The organism is Ruegeria sp. CDSB117 (assembly GCF_059611005.1).
Genome location: NZ_JBXWOS010000024.1, coordinates 1 through 17,918 on the forward strand (window position 1 = coordinate 1; position 17,918 = coordinate 17,918).

19 protein-coding genes and 1 pseudogene are annotated in these 17,918 nt (G+C 55.3%); 8 read left to right on the plus strand and 12 right to left on the minus strand.

The window, feature by feature from the left end; genetic code table 11:
* The first annotated feature begins 212 nt into the window (after nucleotides 1-212).
* Nucleotides 213-1,130: a Rossmann-like and DUF2520 domain-containing protein gene (locus tag AC2FJC_RS20235; RefSeq protein ID WP_496741126.1), complete on the plus strand. Its 918-nt coding sequence runs from the start codon at nucleotides 213-215 to the stop codon at nucleotides 1,128-1,130.
* A 422-nt stretch (nucleotides 1,131-1,552) separates the two neighbouring features.
* On the opposite strand, the gene AC2FJC_RS20240 is transcribed toward AC2FJC_RS20235, so the two are convergent.
* Both AC2FJC_RS20240 and AC2FJC_RS20245 read right to left on the minus strand, forming a co-directional pair.
* Entirely contained in the window at nucleotides 1,553-1,936 is a 384-nt protein-coding gene (locus tag AC2FJC_RS20240; RefSeq protein WP_496741196.1) for a Crp/Fnr family transcriptional regulator, read from the minus strand.
* A pseudogene (locus AC2FJC_RS20245) lies at nucleotides 1,937-2,131 on the minus strand (cyclic nucleotide-binding domain-containing protein); the annotation flags it as partial. It lies immediately after the preceding gene.
* A 74-nt stretch (nucleotides 2,132-2,205) separates the two neighbouring features.
* On the opposite strand from AC2FJC_RS20245, the gene AC2FJC_RS20250 reads away from it, so the two are divergent.
* A complete protein-coding gene (locus AC2FJC_RS20250) occupies nucleotides 2,206-2,859 on the plus strand; it encodes a YrbL family protein (RefSeq protein ID WP_496741128.1) in 654 nt (217 codons plus the stop codon).
* Between the two features lie 130 nt (nucleotides 2,860-2,989).
* Here AC2FJC_RS20250 and AC2FJC_RS20255 read toward each other — a convergent pair whose 3' ends face one another.
* Nucleotides 2,990-3,595 carry a YrbL family protein gene (locus AC2FJC_RS20255; RefSeq protein WP_496724932.1) on the minus strand — a complete coding sequence of 202 codons (606 nt, stop codon included), beginning with the start codon at nucleotides 3,593-3,595 and terminating at the stop codon, nucleotides 2,990-2,992.
* Nucleotides 3,596-4,209: 614 nt separating this feature from the next.
* On the opposite strand from AC2FJC_RS20255, the gene AC2FJC_RS20260 reads away from it, so the two are divergent.
* The 3 genes from AC2FJC_RS20260 to AC2FJC_RS20270 are packed head-to-tail and all read left to right on the plus strand — an operon-like array spanning nucleotide 4,210 to nucleotide 6,626.
* Nucleotides 4,210-5,037: an ABC transporter substrate-binding protein gene (locus AC2FJC_RS20260; protein ID WP_496741130.1), complete on the plus strand. Its 828-nt coding sequence runs from the start codon at nucleotides 4,210-4,212 to the stop codon at nucleotides 5,035-5,037.
* Nucleotides 5,038-5,898 carry an amino acid ABC transporter permease gene (locus tag AC2FJC_RS20265; protein ID WP_496741132.1) on the plus strand — a complete coding sequence of 287 codons (861 nt, stop codon included), beginning with the start codon at nucleotides 5,038-5,040 and terminating at the stop codon, nucleotides 5,896-5,898.
* Nucleotides 5,895-6,626 (plus strand): amino acid ABC transporter ATP-binding protein, encoded by a 732-nt coding sequence (locus AC2FJC_RS20270; RefSeq protein ID WP_496741134.1) that lies wholly within the window; start codon nucleotides 5,895-5,897, stop codon nucleotides 6,624-6,626. Before AC2FJC_RS20265 ends, AC2FJC_RS20270 begins: the two co-directional genes overlap by 4 nt.
* 688 nt (nucleotides 6,627-7,314) lie before the next feature.
* On the opposite strand, the gene AC2FJC_RS20275 is transcribed toward AC2FJC_RS20270, so the two are convergent.
* From AC2FJC_RS20275 to AC2FJC_RS20285, 3 genes are read right to left on the minus strand one after another with little or no spacing between them, the layout of a single operon-like run.
* Nucleotides 7,315-8,394 carry a helix-turn-helix domain-containing protein gene (locus AC2FJC_RS20275; protein WP_496741136.1) on the minus strand — a complete coding sequence of 360 codons (1,080 nt, stop codon included), beginning with the start codon at nucleotides 8,392-8,394 and terminating at the stop codon, nucleotides 7,315-7,317.
* Nucleotides 8,395-8,453: 59 nt separating this feature from the next.
* Nucleotides 8,454-9,200 carry an anti-sigma factor gene (locus AC2FJC_RS20280; RefSeq protein WP_496741138.1) on the minus strand — a complete coding sequence of 249 codons (747 nt, stop codon included), beginning with the start codon at nucleotides 9,198-9,200 and terminating at the stop codon, nucleotides 8,454-8,456.
* On the minus strand, nucleotides 9,197-9,733 hold the full coding sequence (locus AC2FJC_RS20285; protein ID WP_496724944.1) for an RNA polymerase sigma factor: 537 nt from the start codon (nucleotides 9,731-9,733) through the stop codon (nucleotides 9,197-9,199). The genes AC2FJC_RS20280 and AC2FJC_RS20285 overlap by 4 nt, the downstream gene beginning before the upstream one ends.
* Nucleotides 9,734-9,817: 84 nt before the next feature.
* Between AC2FJC_RS20285 and AC2FJC_RS20290 the strand changes: the two genes are divergently transcribed.
* Together AC2FJC_RS20290 and AC2FJC_RS20295 are read left to right on the plus strand one after the other, a co-directional pair.
* Nucleotides 9,818-10,756 carry a c-type cytochrome gene (locus AC2FJC_RS20290; RefSeq protein ID WP_496741140.1) on the plus strand — a complete coding sequence of 313 codons (939 nt, stop codon included), beginning with the start codon at nucleotides 9,818-9,820 and terminating at the stop codon, nucleotides 10,754-10,756.
* Between the two features lie 84 nt (nucleotides 10,757-10,840).
* A complete protein-coding gene (locus AC2FJC_RS20295; protein ID WP_496741142.1) occupies nucleotides 10,841-11,863 on the plus strand; it encodes an Ldh family oxidoreductase in 1,023 nt (340 codons plus the stop codon).
* Nucleotides 11,864-11,925: 62 nt separating this feature from the next.
* On the opposite strand, the gene AC2FJC_RS20300 is transcribed toward AC2FJC_RS20295, so the two are convergent.
* The 6 genes from AC2FJC_RS20300 to AC2FJC_RS20325 all read right to left on the minus strand — a co-directional run bounded on the left by AC2FJC_RS20300 (nucleotide 11,926) and on the right by AC2FJC_RS20325 (nucleotide 16,611).
* Entirely contained in the window at nucleotides 11,926-12,081 is a 156-nt protein-coding gene (locus AC2FJC_RS20300) for a hypothetical protein (RefSeq protein WP_496741144.1), read from the minus strand.
* 6 nt (nucleotides 12,082-12,087) lie between these two features.
* Entirely contained in the window at nucleotides 12,088-13,104 is a 1,017-nt protein-coding gene (locus tag AC2FJC_RS20305) for an alpha/beta fold hydrolase (RefSeq protein ID WP_496741145.1), read from the minus strand.
* Nucleotides 13,105-13,120: 16 nt separating this feature from the next.
* Nucleotides 13,121-14,560, minus strand: coding sequence for a glutamine synthetase family protein (locus AC2FJC_RS20310; RefSeq protein WP_496724953.1), 1,440 nt, complete (start codon nucleotides 14,558-14,560; stop codon nucleotides 13,121-13,123).
* 102 nt (nucleotides 14,561-14,662) lie between these two features.
* Entirely contained in the window at nucleotides 14,663-15,061 is a 399-nt protein-coding gene (locus AC2FJC_RS20315; protein ID WP_108859955.1) for a cupin domain-containing protein, read from the minus strand.
* A gap of 4 nt (nucleotides 15,062-15,065) precedes the next feature.
* On the minus strand, nucleotides 15,066-15,500 hold the full coding sequence (gloA, locus tag AC2FJC_RS20320; protein WP_496741147.1) for a lactoylglutathione lyase: 435 nt from the start codon (nucleotides 15,498-15,500) through the stop codon (nucleotides 15,066-15,068).
* Between the two features lie 19 nt (nucleotides 15,501-15,519).
* Nucleotides 15,520-16,611, minus strand: coding sequence for an aromatic ring-hydroxylating oxygenase subunit alpha (locus AC2FJC_RS20325; protein WP_496741149.1), 1,092 nt, complete (start codon nucleotides 16,609-16,611; stop codon nucleotides 15,520-15,522).
* 522 nt (nucleotides 16,612-17,133) lie between these two features.
* On the opposite strand from AC2FJC_RS20325, the gene AC2FJC_RS20330 reads away from it, so the two are divergent.
* Complete coding sequence (locus AC2FJC_RS20330; protein ID WP_496741150.1) at nucleotides 17,134-17,580, plus strand: Lrp/AsnC family transcriptional regulator; 447 nt, start codon at nucleotides 17,134-17,136, stop codon at nucleotides 17,578-17,580.
* Nucleotides 17,581-17,918 lie beyond the last annotated feature (338 nt).

A 17,918-nucleotide genomic window follows, 5' to 3' on the forward strand; every position in this document is an offset into this window, starting at 1 on the left:
CGATTTGCGACCGCCTAAACGGGACACCTAGAAAGTGCCTTGGATGGCAAACTCCAACCGAGGCATTTAGAGATGAACTGATGAAACTGAGATAGCGGAAACCGTCGCAACGACCCTTGAGACTTCTAGATCGGATTGGTGATGTCCGGCAAAAACCGAAAGGTGGTCGCTGAAACTTTGAAATTGCAATCCTGTCAAGCCGGGCCTTTGCAATGGCCCTGCGCCGCAGGCATAGTCCTGACAAAGCCAGTCGCCAAAGGCCGAAAAGAATGGACAGGATCATAGTAAATCTGATCGGAGCGGGCCGGGTCGGTCAGACATTTCTGAGCCTTCTCAGCTCTTTGGCGGATTGCGAAATACAAGATGTTCTTAGTGCAAGTCGGAACTCGGCAGAAAACGCTGTTCAACGCGTCGGCGCAGGTCGGGCCGAAACTGACCTATCAGATATGCGGCCAGCCGATCTCTGGGTTATCGCAGTACCAGACACGCAAATCTCTTGCGTCGCCTCGGACCTTGCCGCGACGCAAACAACGATAGAACAACGCCCCACAGTATTTCACTGCAGCGGATTCTTCCCGGCTGATGAGCTGGCCGCGTTGCGTAAGCTGGGCTGGCGTTTGGCCAGTGTGCATCCGGTCCTGTCCTTCGCTGACCCCGATACAGCGATAAAACAGTTCACAGGCACCCTGTGCGGCCTTGAAGGTGACGCCGATGCATTAGCTATCCTTCAACCTATTTTGGAAAGAATGGGGGCCGAGTGCTTTTCGATCCGCTCTGATGGCAAGAGCCTTTATCACGCGGCGGCCGTGATCTCGAACAACTTTGCAGTAGTGCTACAAGCCATCGCGCGCGAAGCCTGGGCCGAAGCCGGGGTCAGGGCCGATGTGGTCCCATTGCTGAACGCAAGGCTTCTTGAAAGCACTGCGGAAAATGTCGTTGCTTTGGGACCGCAACAGGCATTGACGGGCCCGGCCGCGCGCGGAGATGAACGAGTCGTGACCACTCAGGGACGCGACGTGGCAAACTGGCACCCCCAGGCCGGAGAGGTTTATCGTGCCTTAAGTGACATGGCCGGGTCTTTGAAAAAGACCGGTTCGACCGATGCCACCCTTAAGTTGTCAAAAGAATAAGCCGCATCGCTCGCGTACTGAGGCCTGCGCAATTCAGTTGGCACCAGTTCGGGGTGTCTTCAACACAGAGATCCCCCTCTCCTTGGGCTGCCAGCATGGCACGAGCACGTTGACCCCCGACATCTAATTCGGCCGTCACCTGTCGCAAAGGTGTGTAGGTTGCAGTCAAATGGCTGAGAGGCTGATCAGAACAATCAGGCACAACAGAAGGAGCACATTTCACCCCGTCTACAGTGCTCGACAAACCCCGCTGAATCGCTATGAACAGCAGCGTTTTCCCAGTTTCGTCGTTTCTTATTTGGCCCGAGGCGACCTGGCGGCAATGCCGACAGAGTGGCATTCTCGGGGGCCCTAAGATCTGCGCATAACCTGACCGATACATTCGATGCCGCTTCGGAATTCCTGTGAAAGCCTCACAGCGCTCAGGGTCTTGAAACGGCACCGTACTCCATTTCATGAAGCCGTTCGAGGAAGGATGCATTCAGAATAATGATTGAGCGATCCTGAATCCTAATTGCGTCGGCGCGCTCCCACTCTTTCAGGCATCGATTCACGTTGCTGCGGGTACTGCGGACCATACTCCCGATATCGGATTGCGTAACAAACGCCCCGATCCTGATCGCCTGCCGACCGTCGGCCGAGATCGGCTCGCCGATCTGACTGGCAACGCGCAACAAAGCTTCCGCAAGGCGCGCCGACAGGCTGTTCAGTGTCAGACAACGCGTGGCGTCAACGAATGTTCGGAACCTTTCCGCAACCAGATCGCTCAGGGCCTGACAGGTCGAAATATTGGAGCGGCTGAGCATGTTCAGAACATCTCTGCGAATGCGGTAGACAGTGACAGAATTCAACGCGGTTGCGGTGCCTGCATATTGGCTTTTTTGGAATACACCCAACTCACCAAACGTGTCACCGGGGCGCAGAATAGCATAGGTAAACTCGGAACCGTTCCGTGTCAGGTTGCTCAGGCGGACATAACCATCGGCCAGAAAGTAAAGGTAGTTCGCGTCGTCTTATCGCTTTCAACGATCAAAAAACGACTTGCGTTGGTCTGCAATCAACTTAAACAGAAAAAATGAAATGCCACCAAAACCCCACCTTGCTTGAACTAGGAAACAGCCCTGTTATCGCGAAGGGAAACAGGCAATTCGTGTATGAACACCCATTTGATAAGGGGTTGCTGTTAAAGGTTCCACAACCTCATACGATGGATGCAGGTTCGAGGCTAGTAACCGACAAATGGTATGACCGGCTGTTTCGTAGAGCTACCGCTTTTAAAGGTTTCATGCGTGAGTTTGATGAAGCCTTTTTTCTGATGGTCCGCCATCAGGAAAGCCCGGATGTTATGCCCATTTGCAGGGTGTTTGGCACTGCACCGACAGACAAGGGTCTGGCGCTGGTCTATGAACGCATTTCTGATCCGGATGGGCAGCTTTCCCCAAGTCTGTCTCAGTTAATCGCCGAAGATCGTCTCACCCCTCAGCATCTGAGCGATCTCGATAGACATTTCGACCAACTGTCAGATGAACGTGTCATCATAAGCAACAAGAACACTGGCAATCTTGTCTATCAAACATGGCCCGACGGATCCGGGCGATGGGTTTGGATTGACAGTTTTGGGTCTAAACAAGTCATTCCTCTGCGAAGATGGGTTCGCAGTTACAATGACCGCAAGCTCGGCCAAGTTCGAAAAAAGTTCTTTGATTTGATAGACGCCGCAAAAGGCTAATCGTTTGGCTAACCCAGTTGATTGGAGTCAACAGGTCCTTGTTGGTTCGGGCAGGAAGGCGCCTATTCGGCCGGTGGCTTATGAAGCGAAGCCAAATCGGCGCCAGTAGTTGGTCGCAGAGCGGGTGTTACTAGCTCAGACCAAATGCCTGGCCCATGCGCGTCCGACGACGCTCGATGGACTTGCGGAATGCTAAATCAGAAACCAGCGTCAGCGGAAACAGCACTCGTTCGCCCAAACCATCGATAACGACCAGTTTCCCATCGCGTTCTTGCGCCCGTACAATGTTTTCAAAACTCAGGTCGCCCACGATAATCCGACCACGTTCAAGGTCGTCCATGAGTTCCATAAACTCACCGTGCAGCTGTTTGCGCTCTGACAAATCATCGCCCAATGCGGCCCGTTCAGACTCCAGCGTTGGTGCCAAATCACCATCTGGGCCGGTCATCTTTTCGACCACCAGTGCTGGTCCTTGAGATGTCGCAGCATACCCCATAAAATCCGCAAGGCGTTCAATCTCGGGGCAGCCTCGAGTCAGCGCGGCTAAGTATTCGTTTGCTTCCCGGTTCCACTGACGGAGGTTGCCATAGCGTCTCTCGGCATAACGAGGAATCACGTGGTTGCGCACCGGTTCATCCACTCTGACTTTCAACAGCGCGCGCTCAACAAACGGATGCTGATAAATCTCGTAGTTGCGGCTTCTTCGCATTGGCCGAATTTTACTTAAGTCTATCATGTTGTTTTGCCGATCCTAATAAAGAAGATCACTGATTACAGCGATCCTCTCAAACCAAAACCTCCAATTAGTCCTTTTCATTATTGAGGACAACCAGATGTCGAAACCAATTGTTTAGTACTGGCATCTGGTGGACCGAATCGAGAAGGAATCGAGACGATTCTTAAGTCCAGATTTTGCAGATTTTTCGTATGGAGCGAGGCGACTTGGTGTCTTCAATCGGTGGCGCAAGTGTAGGCATCATGGATTTCAGTCAAGTTCGAGCGAAGCTGGTTGTTGCAGCTGGCTGCCATTGACGGTCAAGGTGGTGTTGATATGGCAGGGAACCGTTTCGAGCAGGTGCTCCAGAAAAGCTCAAGCTTCCTTTGAGTTTGCGATTTCCACCAGTTGAGCCGCAGCAAAGACGCAGGTCCGGTCAATGGCCAAATGTTTGTAACAGATCTCTTAACGATACCGTTCGACCGGTTCCTGAGAAGATTTGCGATTGGCCGCTAAATTCATTGTACCGTCTCTCATTCCAATGAAAATTCCCCGCCATCACGCCGTGGGATCAAACACCTAGACAAATCCCCCTGCGCATAAGAACCTGTGACCAAACAAAAACAGGGAGAAGATTGATGAAACTGATTGCTGGCCCAGCTCTGGCCTTACTTTTCTCAACAACCTCGGTGCTTGCTGCGGACGATGGGACCTGCGCCAAAGGCAAGACCCTAACAGAGGGCACCCTGACAATCGCAACAGGTAATCCGGCCTACTATCCTTGGGTAATGAATGACGCGCCCGATAGCGGCGAAGGATTTGAAGCTGCCGTTGCTTATGCCATCGCCGAAAAAATGGGCTTTGGCCAGGAAAATGTCACCTGGGTTCGCACAAGTTTTGACGAGGCGATTCAGCCCGGCGCAAAGAACTTTGATTTCAACATGCAGCAGTACTCGATCACGCCCGAGCGCGAAGAAATGGTTGATTTCAGCCTGCCATATTACACCTCGGCCATGGCGGTTTTGACAACCCAGAACGTTGTCGATTCCGGTGCAGAAGCGACGTTGGACGGCCTTAAGGATTTGAAGTGGGGCGCTGTGGCCACGACAACCGCGATCCCGATGCTGAACGACGTGATCCAACCGTCGAGTGAACCGCTGCTTTACAACGACAATGCTGATGTGAATGCGGCCATCATGGCTGGCCAGATCGATGCCGCAATTTATGACCTGCCTACGGCACTCTATCTGTCGGCTGTCGTGGTCGAAAACGGGGCATTGCTTGGCCAGTTCCCTCCGGGGCAATCCGAAAGTCCTGATCAGTTCGGCCTTTTGATGGAAGAGGGCAACGCCTTGAAGGAATGCGTCAACGCGGCCATCACAGAATTGACCGAAAGCGGCGAGCTTGCCGCGATTGAAACCCAATGGCTGTCCGAGGCTACAGGTGTGCCGGTCATCGAGTAAATGGAAGAAACATCATTGCAAAAAGACTCGGTTGAGCGCCCTGTCGCGACGCCCACGCGTCGCGAGGTTTATGAAGCTGAGGTACGGCGTCGCTCAAATCGCATCGCGCTGATTTCGGTGGTCAGCGTGGCTCTTGCCATCGTCGTCCTCGTCCCGCTCGCCCCCGGTTGGGAGGCCGTACAACGCTCGTTTTTCAACGGCCGGGTCTTCGCCGAGACATTTCCCGGATTGCTCGAAGCCTTTCTGATGAACGTGATGATTTTTGCCTGGTCTGCACCGCTGATCGCGATCACGGGACTGGTTATCGCGCTGTGTCGGGACACGCGCGCACCTGCGCTTTTTCCGCTGCGGCTGTTCGGCATTGCATATACGGACATCTTCCGTGGCCTGCCAGTGGTTCTTGTAATCTACATTATTGGCTTTGGCGTGCCCGGTTTGGGCCTGCCGAGGCCCTGGAACAGCCCCTACATTTGGGGCACGCTGGCGCTGGTTTTGGTCTATTCGGCCTATGTGGCCGAGGTGATCCGCTCGGGCATTGACTCGATCCATCAGTCGCAGCGATCCGCTGCGGCCTCGTTGGGGCTAAGTGATCAGGACACCATGCGCTATGTGGTCCTGCCGCAGGCCATACGAAACGTCGTTCCTGCCAATATGAACCTGTTCATCGCTTTGCAGAAGGACGTAGCGCTATTGTCCTTTATCGGCCCGGTTGAGATTTTCCGACAGGCTGGTGTTTACAAATCGCTCTATGCCAATTTTACGCCTTATGTGGGCGCAGCGCTTATCTTTCTTGCGCTGACCATACCAGCCACGCGGTATGCGGACTACCTTGTGAATAAACAGAACAGGGCCCGTACATGACAGCCAAGTTATCCTTGCGAGGGGTGCGGAAACGGTTCGATGATCATGAGGTATGCAAGGGCATTGACCTGGATGTAGCTGAGGGCGAGATGGTGTGCCTGATTGGCGCTTCAGGTTCTGGCAAATCCACACTCTTGCGCTGTATGAACCTGCTTGAACCCATCGATGACGGCGAGATCTGGTTGGACGGGAAAGACATCTCTGAACCGGGACTGGACCCACAGCCGGTGCGTCAACAGATCGGCATTGTGTTCCAGAGCTATAACCTCTTTCCCCACATGACGGCGGCAGAAAACGTGATGCTCGCGCCACATCGTGTACGAGGGCTGAGCAGAGATGACCTGCGCCCGCGGGTGACCCAGCTTTTCACGCGCTTTGGGTTAGGCGACCGGATGGAGCACTATCCAGACCAACTATCGGGCGGCCAGCAGCAGCGAGTGGCTATCATCCGTGCGCTGGCGATGGAGCCGCAGATAATGCTGTTTGACGAGATTACAAGCGCACTGGATCCCGAGCTGGTAGGCGAGGTTCTGGACGTGCTGAGGGACCTGCGAAAGCAGGGTATGACCATGGTACTTGCCACCCACGAAATGGGCTTTGCACGCGAGCTGGCGGACAAAGTGTGTTTCCTGGACGCCGGACGCATCCTGGAGCAAGGCCCGCCCGAGGTGCTCTTTTCCCAACCAAGCGAACCGCGCACCAAGGCATTCCTGTCGCGCGTGTTGTGATACCGCGGACATCGTGCAGCGTCACGCCTGGGGCCTATGTTAAACAATGTACCGGTATTCCAAACCGATGCTCATCTGCGTTTCCCACCCACGTCGAATTCGTAGGTTCTGCCAAGGCAGGTGGCTTAAATTACATGAATGAAAAGCCTATTTTGCGTGACACAATATCGACACGCTATCGATCAGCGACAGCGGATTGTTAGCCAGTGCTTGCACTAGGATTTCACGTTCACCAGACAAGGCATAGTTTCGAGGCTGAGGCATGCACAATGGAAACCGACCGACGCACGCCAGTCCTTCATTCTTGATTGTGGAACCAAATTCTCAGATTGGCAGCGTCTAAGTGACGGGATCGGCGCGGATGACTGGTTTTGCGACCCACAAGCGGCTTATCAAAATGCACCGTCGAAACCACTCACAATAGGCTACGAAAATAGCTTCGAAGATCGAATGACCCGTCGGCGCTAAAAAATCGATACTTTGTCATCCCATCATTTCTAAGCCGTGCAAATGTTTCGGTTACGGAACATCTGCAGAAGTCTTCGAAAGCAACCCGATGGAAACACTGAACTGGATGACCCGACAAGATACGTCCGAGATCGCGCTTCAACGTGGGTTCACGTGAATTTATCTGAATGAATTGGGGTTTTCACCCTGCCGACCGGGCAATTCGCAGTTTGTTCAGAGGCTACAGTGCAGCTGTCCAGACCCGGTAACGCCCCTGCCCCGTTACCTCTCGGATCAAACCCCGGTTCATAAAACGGTCGATATTGCGTTGCACCGCAGCGCGCGAAGCCTGTGTCAGGGCCTCGGCCAGCGGTGCCGACACCATGGGCCATGCGGTCAGCGCGTCGATCAGGCGCGGTGGCGTGCGGCCGCTCAGGTCACTTGTCGCCTCGCGGGCGCGCTGATCCCAGGCGCTGACCCGATCCAGGTGCAACAAAGCCGCTAATATCGACTGCCCTGCCCCCCTGATCCAGGCCGCGAGTTTTTCCTGCGGCTCACCAACCCCACGCAACGCCCCCGGACCCGACAACGCCAACGGCATGAAGATCGCTCCACCCCGCCCCATCGACGCAGCATGTCGGGCTGCAATGATCGCTGCCTCAGTGTCCTGACCAGGGCTTTCCGAAAGGGCGCGCCAAGCATGAAACCCGATGGCTGCCTGCGTGACGGGATGCAAGCCTTCCACATTCTGCATAATCTCAGCCAAATCGGCGACGGCCTCTGGCATGTCTTCGATGCCCTGTGCCATGCGATCAAGAAACGCGGTCAGGCCAGTCGCCCAGCCGCCCTCTGATGGCCCAGCCCCTGCAGTTAGTCGGCGCACAGCCCAGCCTGCCCGGAACATCGCCTGGACATCATCGCCGGTTGCGCCAATCCGTAATCCCACCCACAACGCAAGCCGGTCGACACCGATCCTATCCCCTGTCCACCAACCCAGATCAGACACATCCATCAGCGCCAGCCGGTGTCCCCACCCGGTCGGGCCTGCGCGCAAACGTTCGTCCAACGCCCCGAACGTGGCCGCCAGTTCGGCCAGTTCATAAGACAGCTCGGCCTGGGCCGCACGCCAGTCCCTTGGATCAAACAGCAGGCGGCGATCGACCACCGGACCGGGCGGCAGAAAAACATCCTGCGCCAGGTCCTCATCCGGGGGGAGGAACCAAAGATCATCATCCTCAGGCGGATCTGTGTCATAGATGCTGGGAGGACCAACCACATCGTCGTCGTCTTCCGGGTCCGGCATCACAGGTTTCGTCGTCATGCCCGCTATATTTCGGACATTTCGTGCGGTTCACAAGACGTATTTCGCCCTGCCCCCGGTTAGCCGGCGAATGTTGTCGTCAGAATGTCCAGTTGCTGGTCAAGATCGGTCTGCTCGCTGCTGCCGATCAGCATATATCCATATCCATCCTGCGCCCATGTCGCAGTGGCAACACCACTTATCGCCGCAAGTTTGACATCCTTTGCTGGCGCGCCCTCACCCTGGCGGATCACACAAAACGCCAACGGCTGACCCTGATCATCCGCAAAGACAACCTGAATCAGAGGTTTCCCCTTAAAAGACAGAACCTGAGCGCGTTTCAATTCCAATCCAGGCAGCGTTTCAAGCGCATCCCGGTTAAGCGACCGGCCCAGCTGTGCCTCAGCCCGCGCAAACTGCGCATCAAGCGCAACCGGAGAATTGTCCAATGATGCAATCGTGTCCGGTGAATAAAGTGACTGGTAGATTGCCGCCTGTTCGGCCCACCCCATCGGCTCGGGGCGTGTGGCCCAGAACGTTGCGGACACGGCCACGACCGCCACTGACGCCGCAACTGCCATCAAGCGCCAGGGGCCGCCCGAGGTGCGGGCCGTACTGACCGGCATTGGTTGCGGCAATTCAATCTGTGGCGCGTCTGCAGGAATGTTTTCGAACACTGATTGAACCACAGGTGCCAGCAGGTCCAGTGTCATCAGGCGTTGTTCCAGCGCAAGATCGGTCTCGATCGCCGCTTCGATTGCGGCGGCCTCGGCTGCATCCGCATTGCCTTCCAGATACGCCTTCAGCGTCTCGTCGGAAAACTTCATTTGCCACTCCGTCGAACGGTGTCTGCCGCATCATGCTGCATCACGTTTTTCAGTTTCTGCCGGGCGTTAGACAACCGGCTCATAATAGTCCCTATCGGAACCTCCAGCAACGCGGCGGCCTCGCGGTAGCTATATCCCTCAACAAACACAAGCATGACTGTCTCCCGCTGCGCTTCTGGCAACTGCATCACTTGTGTAAACACCTCAGCGGCGAAAATATTCGTTTCTGAATCCGGTCCGACCGAAATTAATTCGGCTTCGGGCGTCACGGACAGCGCTTGGGCCTTGCGCACCGAGCGTGCGCGCACCTCGTTCAGCCAGATCGAGCGGCAGATCGTCATCAGCCAACTGTCCAACCGATCATGCGATGTGACCTGATGATGACGCTCCAACGCACGCAGACACGTCGATTGCAAAAGATCATCTGCAACGTCCGACGCCCCCGATAGTGCAAGACCAAACCGCCAGACCCGCTTGGAATGCGTCTGGATTGCGCCGCGCACGGCCTGTTCGGAGTTAATTTCGGGACTCATCGAATAAATCGCGACCTGTGTGTGTTTGTCATTCACGGACCGGGCCCGCGTGGTCAGGACTGACATACAAGATGGAGGAAGGAAATGAAACTTCTGTTGAAGGCGGTCACAATCGCGTCGACAATTGTTGCAACCCCGGTTCTGGCACAGAACTGGACGCTGGACCCTGAAGGCTCGCAGCTGGCTTATGGTTCGATCAAAAAAGACACCGTAGGTGAGGTCAATTCTTTCACAAAACTCTCTGGTCTCGTCAGCCCTGATGGCAAAGCTGAGATTGAAATTGATCTTTCCTCGGTTGAGACCAATGTCGATATCCGCAACGAACGCATGATCGAACACGTATTCCGCAATGCCGGCACCGCGTCGCTTGTCGCAGAGTTCGATATGCAGGAGGTTTCGGCACTTGCAGTAGGCGAAACCACGACAGTCGATGCCGAGGCGGTTTTGTCCCTGGTGGGCAGGAATATCGAATTTGATGCCGAGATGTTTGTTGCCCGGCTATCCGATACCTCTGTGATGGTATCCACCAATGACATGGTGTTCATCAGCACGGAAGACGCAGGCGTAAACGCGGGTATCGACAAATTGCTGGAATTGGCCGATCTGCCGAGCATAACCAGAACCGTTCCGGTCACGGCGCGATTTATCTTCAAGTCGGAAAAACAAGAGGCCGCAGCCGCGCCAGTGTCATCTGTTGCAGTCGCCGCTGTCGATGGAGACATCAAGGCGGGCAAGAAAGTGTTTCGCAAATGCAGGGCTTGCCATCAGCTGAAACAGGGTCTGCACGAAGTTGGTCCATCGCTTTTCGGAATTATTGGTACAGCCGCTGGTCAGACCCCGGGATACAGCTACTCGAACCCATTGCGACAGTCTCGTACCGTTTGGACAACCGACACGCTGGCTGCCTTTCTGGCTGATCCCAAAAGTGCCATCCCCGGAAACAGGATGCAGTTCTCTGGCCTGAGAAACGCCAAAGACATCGCAGACGTCATTGCCTATCTTCAATCTGAATCGCGGGGGTGACCCCCGCCCCGGTAAAAACCGGGTTTCCATTATCCGCAGTGCCACGCTATCCATTGTGCAACTCAGACAAGGGAGACGCGCGGCATGAGCGACACGGTCACACTGACACTGGACGAGATCCGGGACCTCAGCCTGTCCATCCTGGCCAAGTCGGGGTTTGGCCCGGAACATGCGGCGGCCATTGCCGATGTATTGACGACCTGCCAGATCGACGATTGCCAATCTCATGGGTTGTTCCGCCTGTTCATGTGCAATGACACCATGAAGGCAGGCAAGATTGACGGGCATGTCGCCCCGGTTGTTGCGCCTTCGGATAATGCCATTGTTCGTGTTGATGCGCGCGGCGGCATGTCTTTGCTGGCTTTCCGTGAAGCGTTGCCTGTGCTTATCGAAAAGACCCGCACCCACGGCATTGCTGCAATGGCAATCAACCGCTGTTTTCACTTCTCGGCCCTTTGGCCCGAAGTGGAAAGTCTGTCTTCAGAAGGTCTGGCCGCGATGGCGATGGTGCCCAGCCACAGCTGGGTCGCACCGGCTGGGGGAACTCGGGGCAGTCTGGGTACGAACCCATTGGCTTTCAGCTGGCCGCGCCAGGGCAAAGATCCGTTTACTTTTGATTTTGCGACCAGCGCCTTTGCCCGTGGTGAGATCGAGCTCTATCGCCGGGCAGGCAAGCCCCTGCCCGAAGGCGTGGCCATAGACAAGGACGGCAATCCGACCACCGATCCGCAAACTGCGATGGAGGGCGCGATGCTGACCTTCGGCAGCTACAAAGGGTCTGCCCTGTCGATCATGATCGAACTGTTGGCTGGTCCGTTGATAGACGACCTGACCAGCCTGGAAAGCATGGAGTTTGCCGAGGGCCAAGGCGGGGCGCCCTATCACGGCGAGATTATTCTGGCCTTTGACCCCGCCCAGTTCAGCGGTGGCCGTGCCGCAGCAAATAATGAGCGCGCCGAACGTTTATTTACCGATATCATCGATCAGGGTGCGCGCTTGCCGTCGCAAAGACGTTTCGCGGCGCGCGCACGCAACACGTCCCGCGGTTACGTTGAGATCGCAAAAACCCTGCACGACGATTTGCTGGTTTTGGCCGAACAGGCTTAACGGCTTCGATCGTCTCTTTCCCTTGGCGGAGCGGCTGGCCAAGACGTGCTTCCCAAATGAATTCAGGGGGCATCCTTGGACCGCATCGCCCGCACCATCGCCACCGAAATCAACGCCCGCCCTGAACAGGTCGATGCAGCGAATGACGGAAAATCGGGCTGCACCCTCAGCATCACGGTTGGCTGCTGGATATCGGCTGCGGTCCCCCGATTCTTCACCAAGCATTACTCTTCTAAAAGTTCACGAATATTGGCATCTAACTGAGCCGTGAAACCTTTGTCATTGCCTGGGTTGGCAGCGCAATGACCCCAAGGGGAATTGTAAGGGCGGAAGATGGCGCGAGGTATGTGGTGGGCCTCAAATTCATTGTCCTCTGGAGGGAAATAGAGGTCCTGAGTACAGGGCATCAGAATGGCACGAGCCTTGATGGCACTCAGCGCCAGTTTGTAATCCCCATTGTAAAGCGGCCCGGCTGAGATGTCGCCTGCCTGCCATGTGGCAAGCTTGGCCAGCAGATTGTTTGCATCCCAGCCCTGCACATGGTCCTGTTCCCAATCCTGCATCAGCTCTTCCATCGATTGGAATCCCAGCTGCCGATATAGCCCCTCGCGATAGAAGGTCTGAGAGAAGGCCCAGCCTGCGTAAACCCGGCCAAAGGCTCTAAGCCCGGCCTCAGGTGGGCTGTCATAATTGCCGCCGTTCCAACTCTTATCCGCGCAAAGGGCGGCCTTGACCCCCTCGAGGAAGACGAAATTATGCGGTGAGGTTTTGGCTGAGGCGCAGAAAGGCAGGATCGCCTGCACTATGTCCGGGTATTGCGCCGCCCACTGGTAGGATTGGCAGCCCGCCATTGACCAGCCCGCGACAAGGGCGATTTTATCGATCCCCAGGTGATCACGGATCAACCGATGCTGGGCAGTGATGTTGTCCCACATCTGCACCAAGGGAAAACGCGGGCCGTCCTGCGGCGCAGGCGCATTCGATGGCGACGACGAACGACCATTGCCGAACAGGTTCGGGCTGACGATGAAATGGCGGCTTGGATCAATCGCGCGACCCGGGCCAAAGAACCCCTCGTTACGGGAATTTGTGCCTGTGTAAAACGTGGGCAGAACGATGACGTTGTCACGGGCGGCCGACAATGTGCCATAGGTCTGATAGGCAAGCCTGGCATCCTTCAATACCTCGCCCGACAAAAGTGGAAGGTCGCCAAGCTCGTATATCTCAAAGTCCGACACCATCTGGTCATCTCCTGCCTCAGTAGAGTCGCAAATATTCCTGCACTTCCCAATCGGTGACCGATTGGTGATACCGCTCCCACTCGTCGTTTTTGTATTCGAGATATGAATTACGCATCACCGGACCCATCACATGTTCCGCCATGGCATCGCCACGCAAGGCCTCGATCGCGTTAAACAGGGTCCGCGGCAATCGGCGGATTCCGAGCTCGGCGAGTTCAGCTTCGGTCTTTGAGTAGAGATCAAAATCCGTTGGTTCGCCCGGATCGGTCTTTTCTTTGATCCCCTTCACACTGCAGCTCAGATGCATCGCCATTGCCAGATAGACGTTCATGGTCATGTCGCAGGCACGGTTTTCGATGCAGTGACGGCTTTGCGGCAGGCGGAACTGGGCGGAGCGATTGTTGAAGCCATATGTGATATTGGTCGGAGCCCAGGTGACGGTGCCGCCTTCAAAACCTCCAACGCGCGGCACCAACCCGTTATAGGAGTTCACGGTCGGACAGGTGATCGCCGTGATTGCTTCGGCATGCTGCATCAGCCCGCCTACGGCCCAGCGGCTCTCGTCGCTCCAGTTGCCATCGGGTGTCTCAAAAATGTTTTCGCCGGGGCGACTTTCATGCTGCATCGACATGTTGATATGCGCCCCGGACCGCCAGTCCCCCACAGTTGGCTTTGGCATGAAGGTCACAAACAGCCCATGCTGCTTGGCCACCTCTTTCAACGTGATGCGCAGAAAAGCCAACCGGTCGGACATTTCCAGCAGGTTGGTATAGTGGAAATCAAGCTCAAACTGGGAATATGCACCCTCGGCCACCACGTCATGCAGGTTCCAGCCTAATCCTTCGATGATGTCGATCAGGGTTTTTAGGAATGGCATCGAGTCTATCGAATACTCAACATCATAGCCAAATGCCTGACGACGCGGACGAAGCCCATCTGCAGGGTCATCGTCAAATGCCTTTACCGGCTGCCCGGCGTCGTCATATTTCATCACGATAAACTCGGGTTCTACCCCGGCGTAACCAGTGTACCCTTCCAGCGCCGCCTCGTGCATGGCGCGTTTCAGGGCCTGACGCGGGCAGACATTATAGGGTGCGTCTTCCCAGTAGAGATCCGAGAAGATGATCGCCATCGATGTGTCCCACGGACAGACGTAGACGGCATCGAGATCCGGAACCACCACCTGATCGCTGTCGGCGGGGCTTAGCTCGGGCACGTACGAAATCGAATGCACCGCGAATTGCGGGCCTTTTCCAAGGCATAGCGGTTCAAAATCACTCATTGGTACGGGTTTGGTTTTTGGAATACCGTGCAGGTCAATCCAGGCGGCCATCACGTATTTGACACCAGCCTCCTCCAGACGTTGCCGTACCTCTGCGATACGCGGGCGGTTACGCTCGACAGCGTCATGGAAAGTCTCGTAGTAGATGCGGGTGCTGGCATTATCTTTGGGCATTCGGCGTCCTCCCATCGAATGGCAATCAGATTTGGTTCACCGAGGGTGACCCCTCAGTGTTGGTGCTGGTTTCGGTTGTTCTGTCGCTCAGCGAAAAGGTGTTCAGCCGGGGACAAAATCGTCTGGGTCGATGCCCGGAACCTGCGTGATCCCGGCAAGCTGTTTCCAGTTGTGAGGGTAGGCGGCATAGAAGATCACGCATTTGCCGTCCGACTCGTAGGAAATGTGGTTGTCCTTGGGGACAAACAGCACGTCACCACGATTGCAAACATAGCTTTTGCCATCGCAAACAAGTCGGAACGTGCCCTCAAGGCAATAAATGATCTCGTCGCAGGTCAGATCCCAAGGCACCTTGATATTGTTCAGGACGTTGATGCCACCGCACATGGACTTGCTGAATTCGCTGGTGACCATCGGTTTGATGTAGGTGTCGCTGTCGCCCATCGAGTCGTAGCGATTTTGAACCAGATCGAATTTGAAAAGTTGAGGTGTGTCACCCATTTGGTCAGCCTTCCTGTGCCAGGTGTTTCAGTATGGATTCGTTCAATTCGACCTTGTAACCGTCAGGGTCCTCGCAAAAGGCGATGACCCTAGTGCCGTTTTTCATTGGCCCCGGTGGACGGGTGATGTTTACCCCCGCTGCAGCCAGCTGTTCGCACGCGGCATAAACATCCGGCGTTTCGATGCAGATGTGACCCCAGCCGTCGCCTTTGTCATAAGGCGTGCCCTGATCCCAATTGGCGGTCAGCTCCAGCGTGGGAAATTCGGCCTCAGGCCCATAACCGACAAAGGTATTGGTGAATTTGCCTTCGGGGTAATCCGTGCGCCGCTGCACTTCCATACCCAGAATTCCGCAATAGAAGTCCAGTGACTTCTCCATATCTGTGACCCGCATCATCGTATGGGCCAGACGAAACCCTTTTGATATGGACTTGTTCATCGATATTGTTCCTTCTTTCTTAAGCACCGGCCACATCACGCTCGATCAGATCCTGAAAGGCGCGGACGCTGTCCTCCCAGGCGGGCGACAACAGCCCCCCATCCTCAGCAACCGGGGATTTGCGGCCCTCAAACATGCGCTCAACCATCTCGTGATCTTCCTTGTGGACATCCCACCATAGGTTTTTGAGGGCTTGTACTTCCTCGGCGCTCAGTTCCTGGCCTTCCGTTGTGTAAAGAGCTCGGTACTGGCGCATTTTTCCGGCACCGATGGGCACGTTCAGATAGACGCCCAGCTGATCCGGAAAATAGCGGCCCAGAATGAAATTGGGGTACAGGGTCAGATAGCGAGAGCTGACGCCCAGACTGCCGGATGTGCCCAATTCTTCGTTCAGATCCACGGCGCTGCCGATGCAGGTGCCATCGGTGATGGTATAGTGGTTTTCCAACGGCTGATCAGTGGTTGAAGCATGGACAAATTGAACGTGGTAGGGCTCGATAAAGTTCTCCATGATCAGCTTCCAGTTGGTGCCAATCTCACCAAAGTCGAGCAGGCCAATTGGTTCCACTCTGGTGAAATCCATCCCCTCCAGCCGGCTAATCAAAGGCGCGGCATAGTCTTCGAATTCAGGCGCGTTCCCATCCAGATTGACGAAAATCCAATCATGCCAGACATGGGTGCGTACAGGCTTGAGGCGATGATTTTTGATGTCAAAGCCGTCGAACTCCTGCTTACCGGTTCCGGCAAAATGAGGTGCGGCCCGCAGGCGGCCATCCAGGTCATAAGCCCAAGCGTGATAAGGGCAGCGGATCAGCTTGCCGACGTTCTTAGGCTTGTCGACCAATGTCATGCAGCGGTGCAGGCAAACATTGTGAAACACCTGAATATCGCCATCACGACCGCGCACCGCCAGCAGCGGCAAGTCTGCGCAGGTGATTGGATGTGCATCACCGGTGTTGGCCATCTGATGGGCAAAGCCGATGAACACCCAGTTCTTGGCCAAGACAGTCTGGCATTCCCTCTGCCAGAACTCTTCGCTGCGATACGCCCCGGCGGTCAGCCCGTGCTGAGGCCCTCCAATGGCCTGGGCTCTATCCTCGGCAATTGTCATTTGTCCTCCCTTCGACACTGCCACCTGTACCCGTCAGTCCAACGACAGGCGCATGGTTTTTCCGTTTCTCGCGGTCTTCCTACTTGCCGGCTCTGTCTCGCCGCGCCGGGACTTGAGGTTTTGACTGCGAATATCGAATTTCTCGTCCAGTTTTTTCCGTTTTTCGCGACTAATTGGAATTTTGAGGCAAGAATCAGAAATGATCTGGTCAAAAAACGGCATAGTGGTGCGAATTTCGCATAGCGGGATCGTGTGGATTGCGAAAGGCGCAATTCCAACGGAATTTTACAGAAAATCTGGCAATCGACTCGCGTCACCGTCCTTGGAATCTACGGTGTCGAGGGCAATGGATGTCGTTTTCTGCACTTCCCGCCACAGAATTCACAGGGGAGAATTGCGGATTTCGATGTCCTCACCTAGTCTCAGCTACGAATGCAGCAATCGAGCATCGGGTATATGGCAGTCAAAAAGCAATCAAACATGCGCGCCACCGCACAGAGCATTAGGTCCCCAAAGGATGACTTGAACCAACAGATCATCCGGCTACTGCAGCAAGATGGCCGGATGGCCTTTTCTGAGATTGCGCAGCAGTTGAACGTGTCCGAAGGAACCATCCGCAACAGGGTGAGCGGTCTGCGAGACAATAACATGTTGCGGATCGTCGCGATGTCCGATCCTGTGGCCACGGAGTACACAACCGACGCGATGATCGGGTTGAATGTGGCTGTTGGTGTGACCCCACGCCAGGTGGCGGAGCGGCTTGAAAAGAACCCGAGGGTAGTTTTCATCCTGTGGGTCGCGGGCCGTTATGACCTGATTATCGAACTCGTCAGCGACGACGGTGACGCACTAAAGGAATTTCTTGAACATGAAATCCACGCGAGTGACGATATTGCCAAGGCCGACGTTATGCCGGGGCTGCAAAATTTCAAGAACCAGTTCCTGCTTAAGCAGGGTGTGAGGGAATGACTAGGGAGCTGTCCACAGATGGAAATGCCGGCGACACATAGTTCTGCCTCCAGCGAATGAACTCATCCATTTTCGCAGCGCGTCCTTCATCCAGCATCTAAACCGATTTCTTTGATCCTGACCTCGATTTGGCAAAATTGGCGCTGATTTGTAGATCAGACGCCGAAGACGACTGTTCCTGTTGATCTGCCACGTGGCGGTCGCGGATACCGTTCATCGCCACGATGTGAGGGCCGGATTTCGGAGCCCCCGCGAGATTGTTCGCACCCGAAAAAAGCGGAACGGTGAACCAAGCGGAAAGGCGACGACCGGAAAAAACCGTTGTCGCAAGTTCGTAT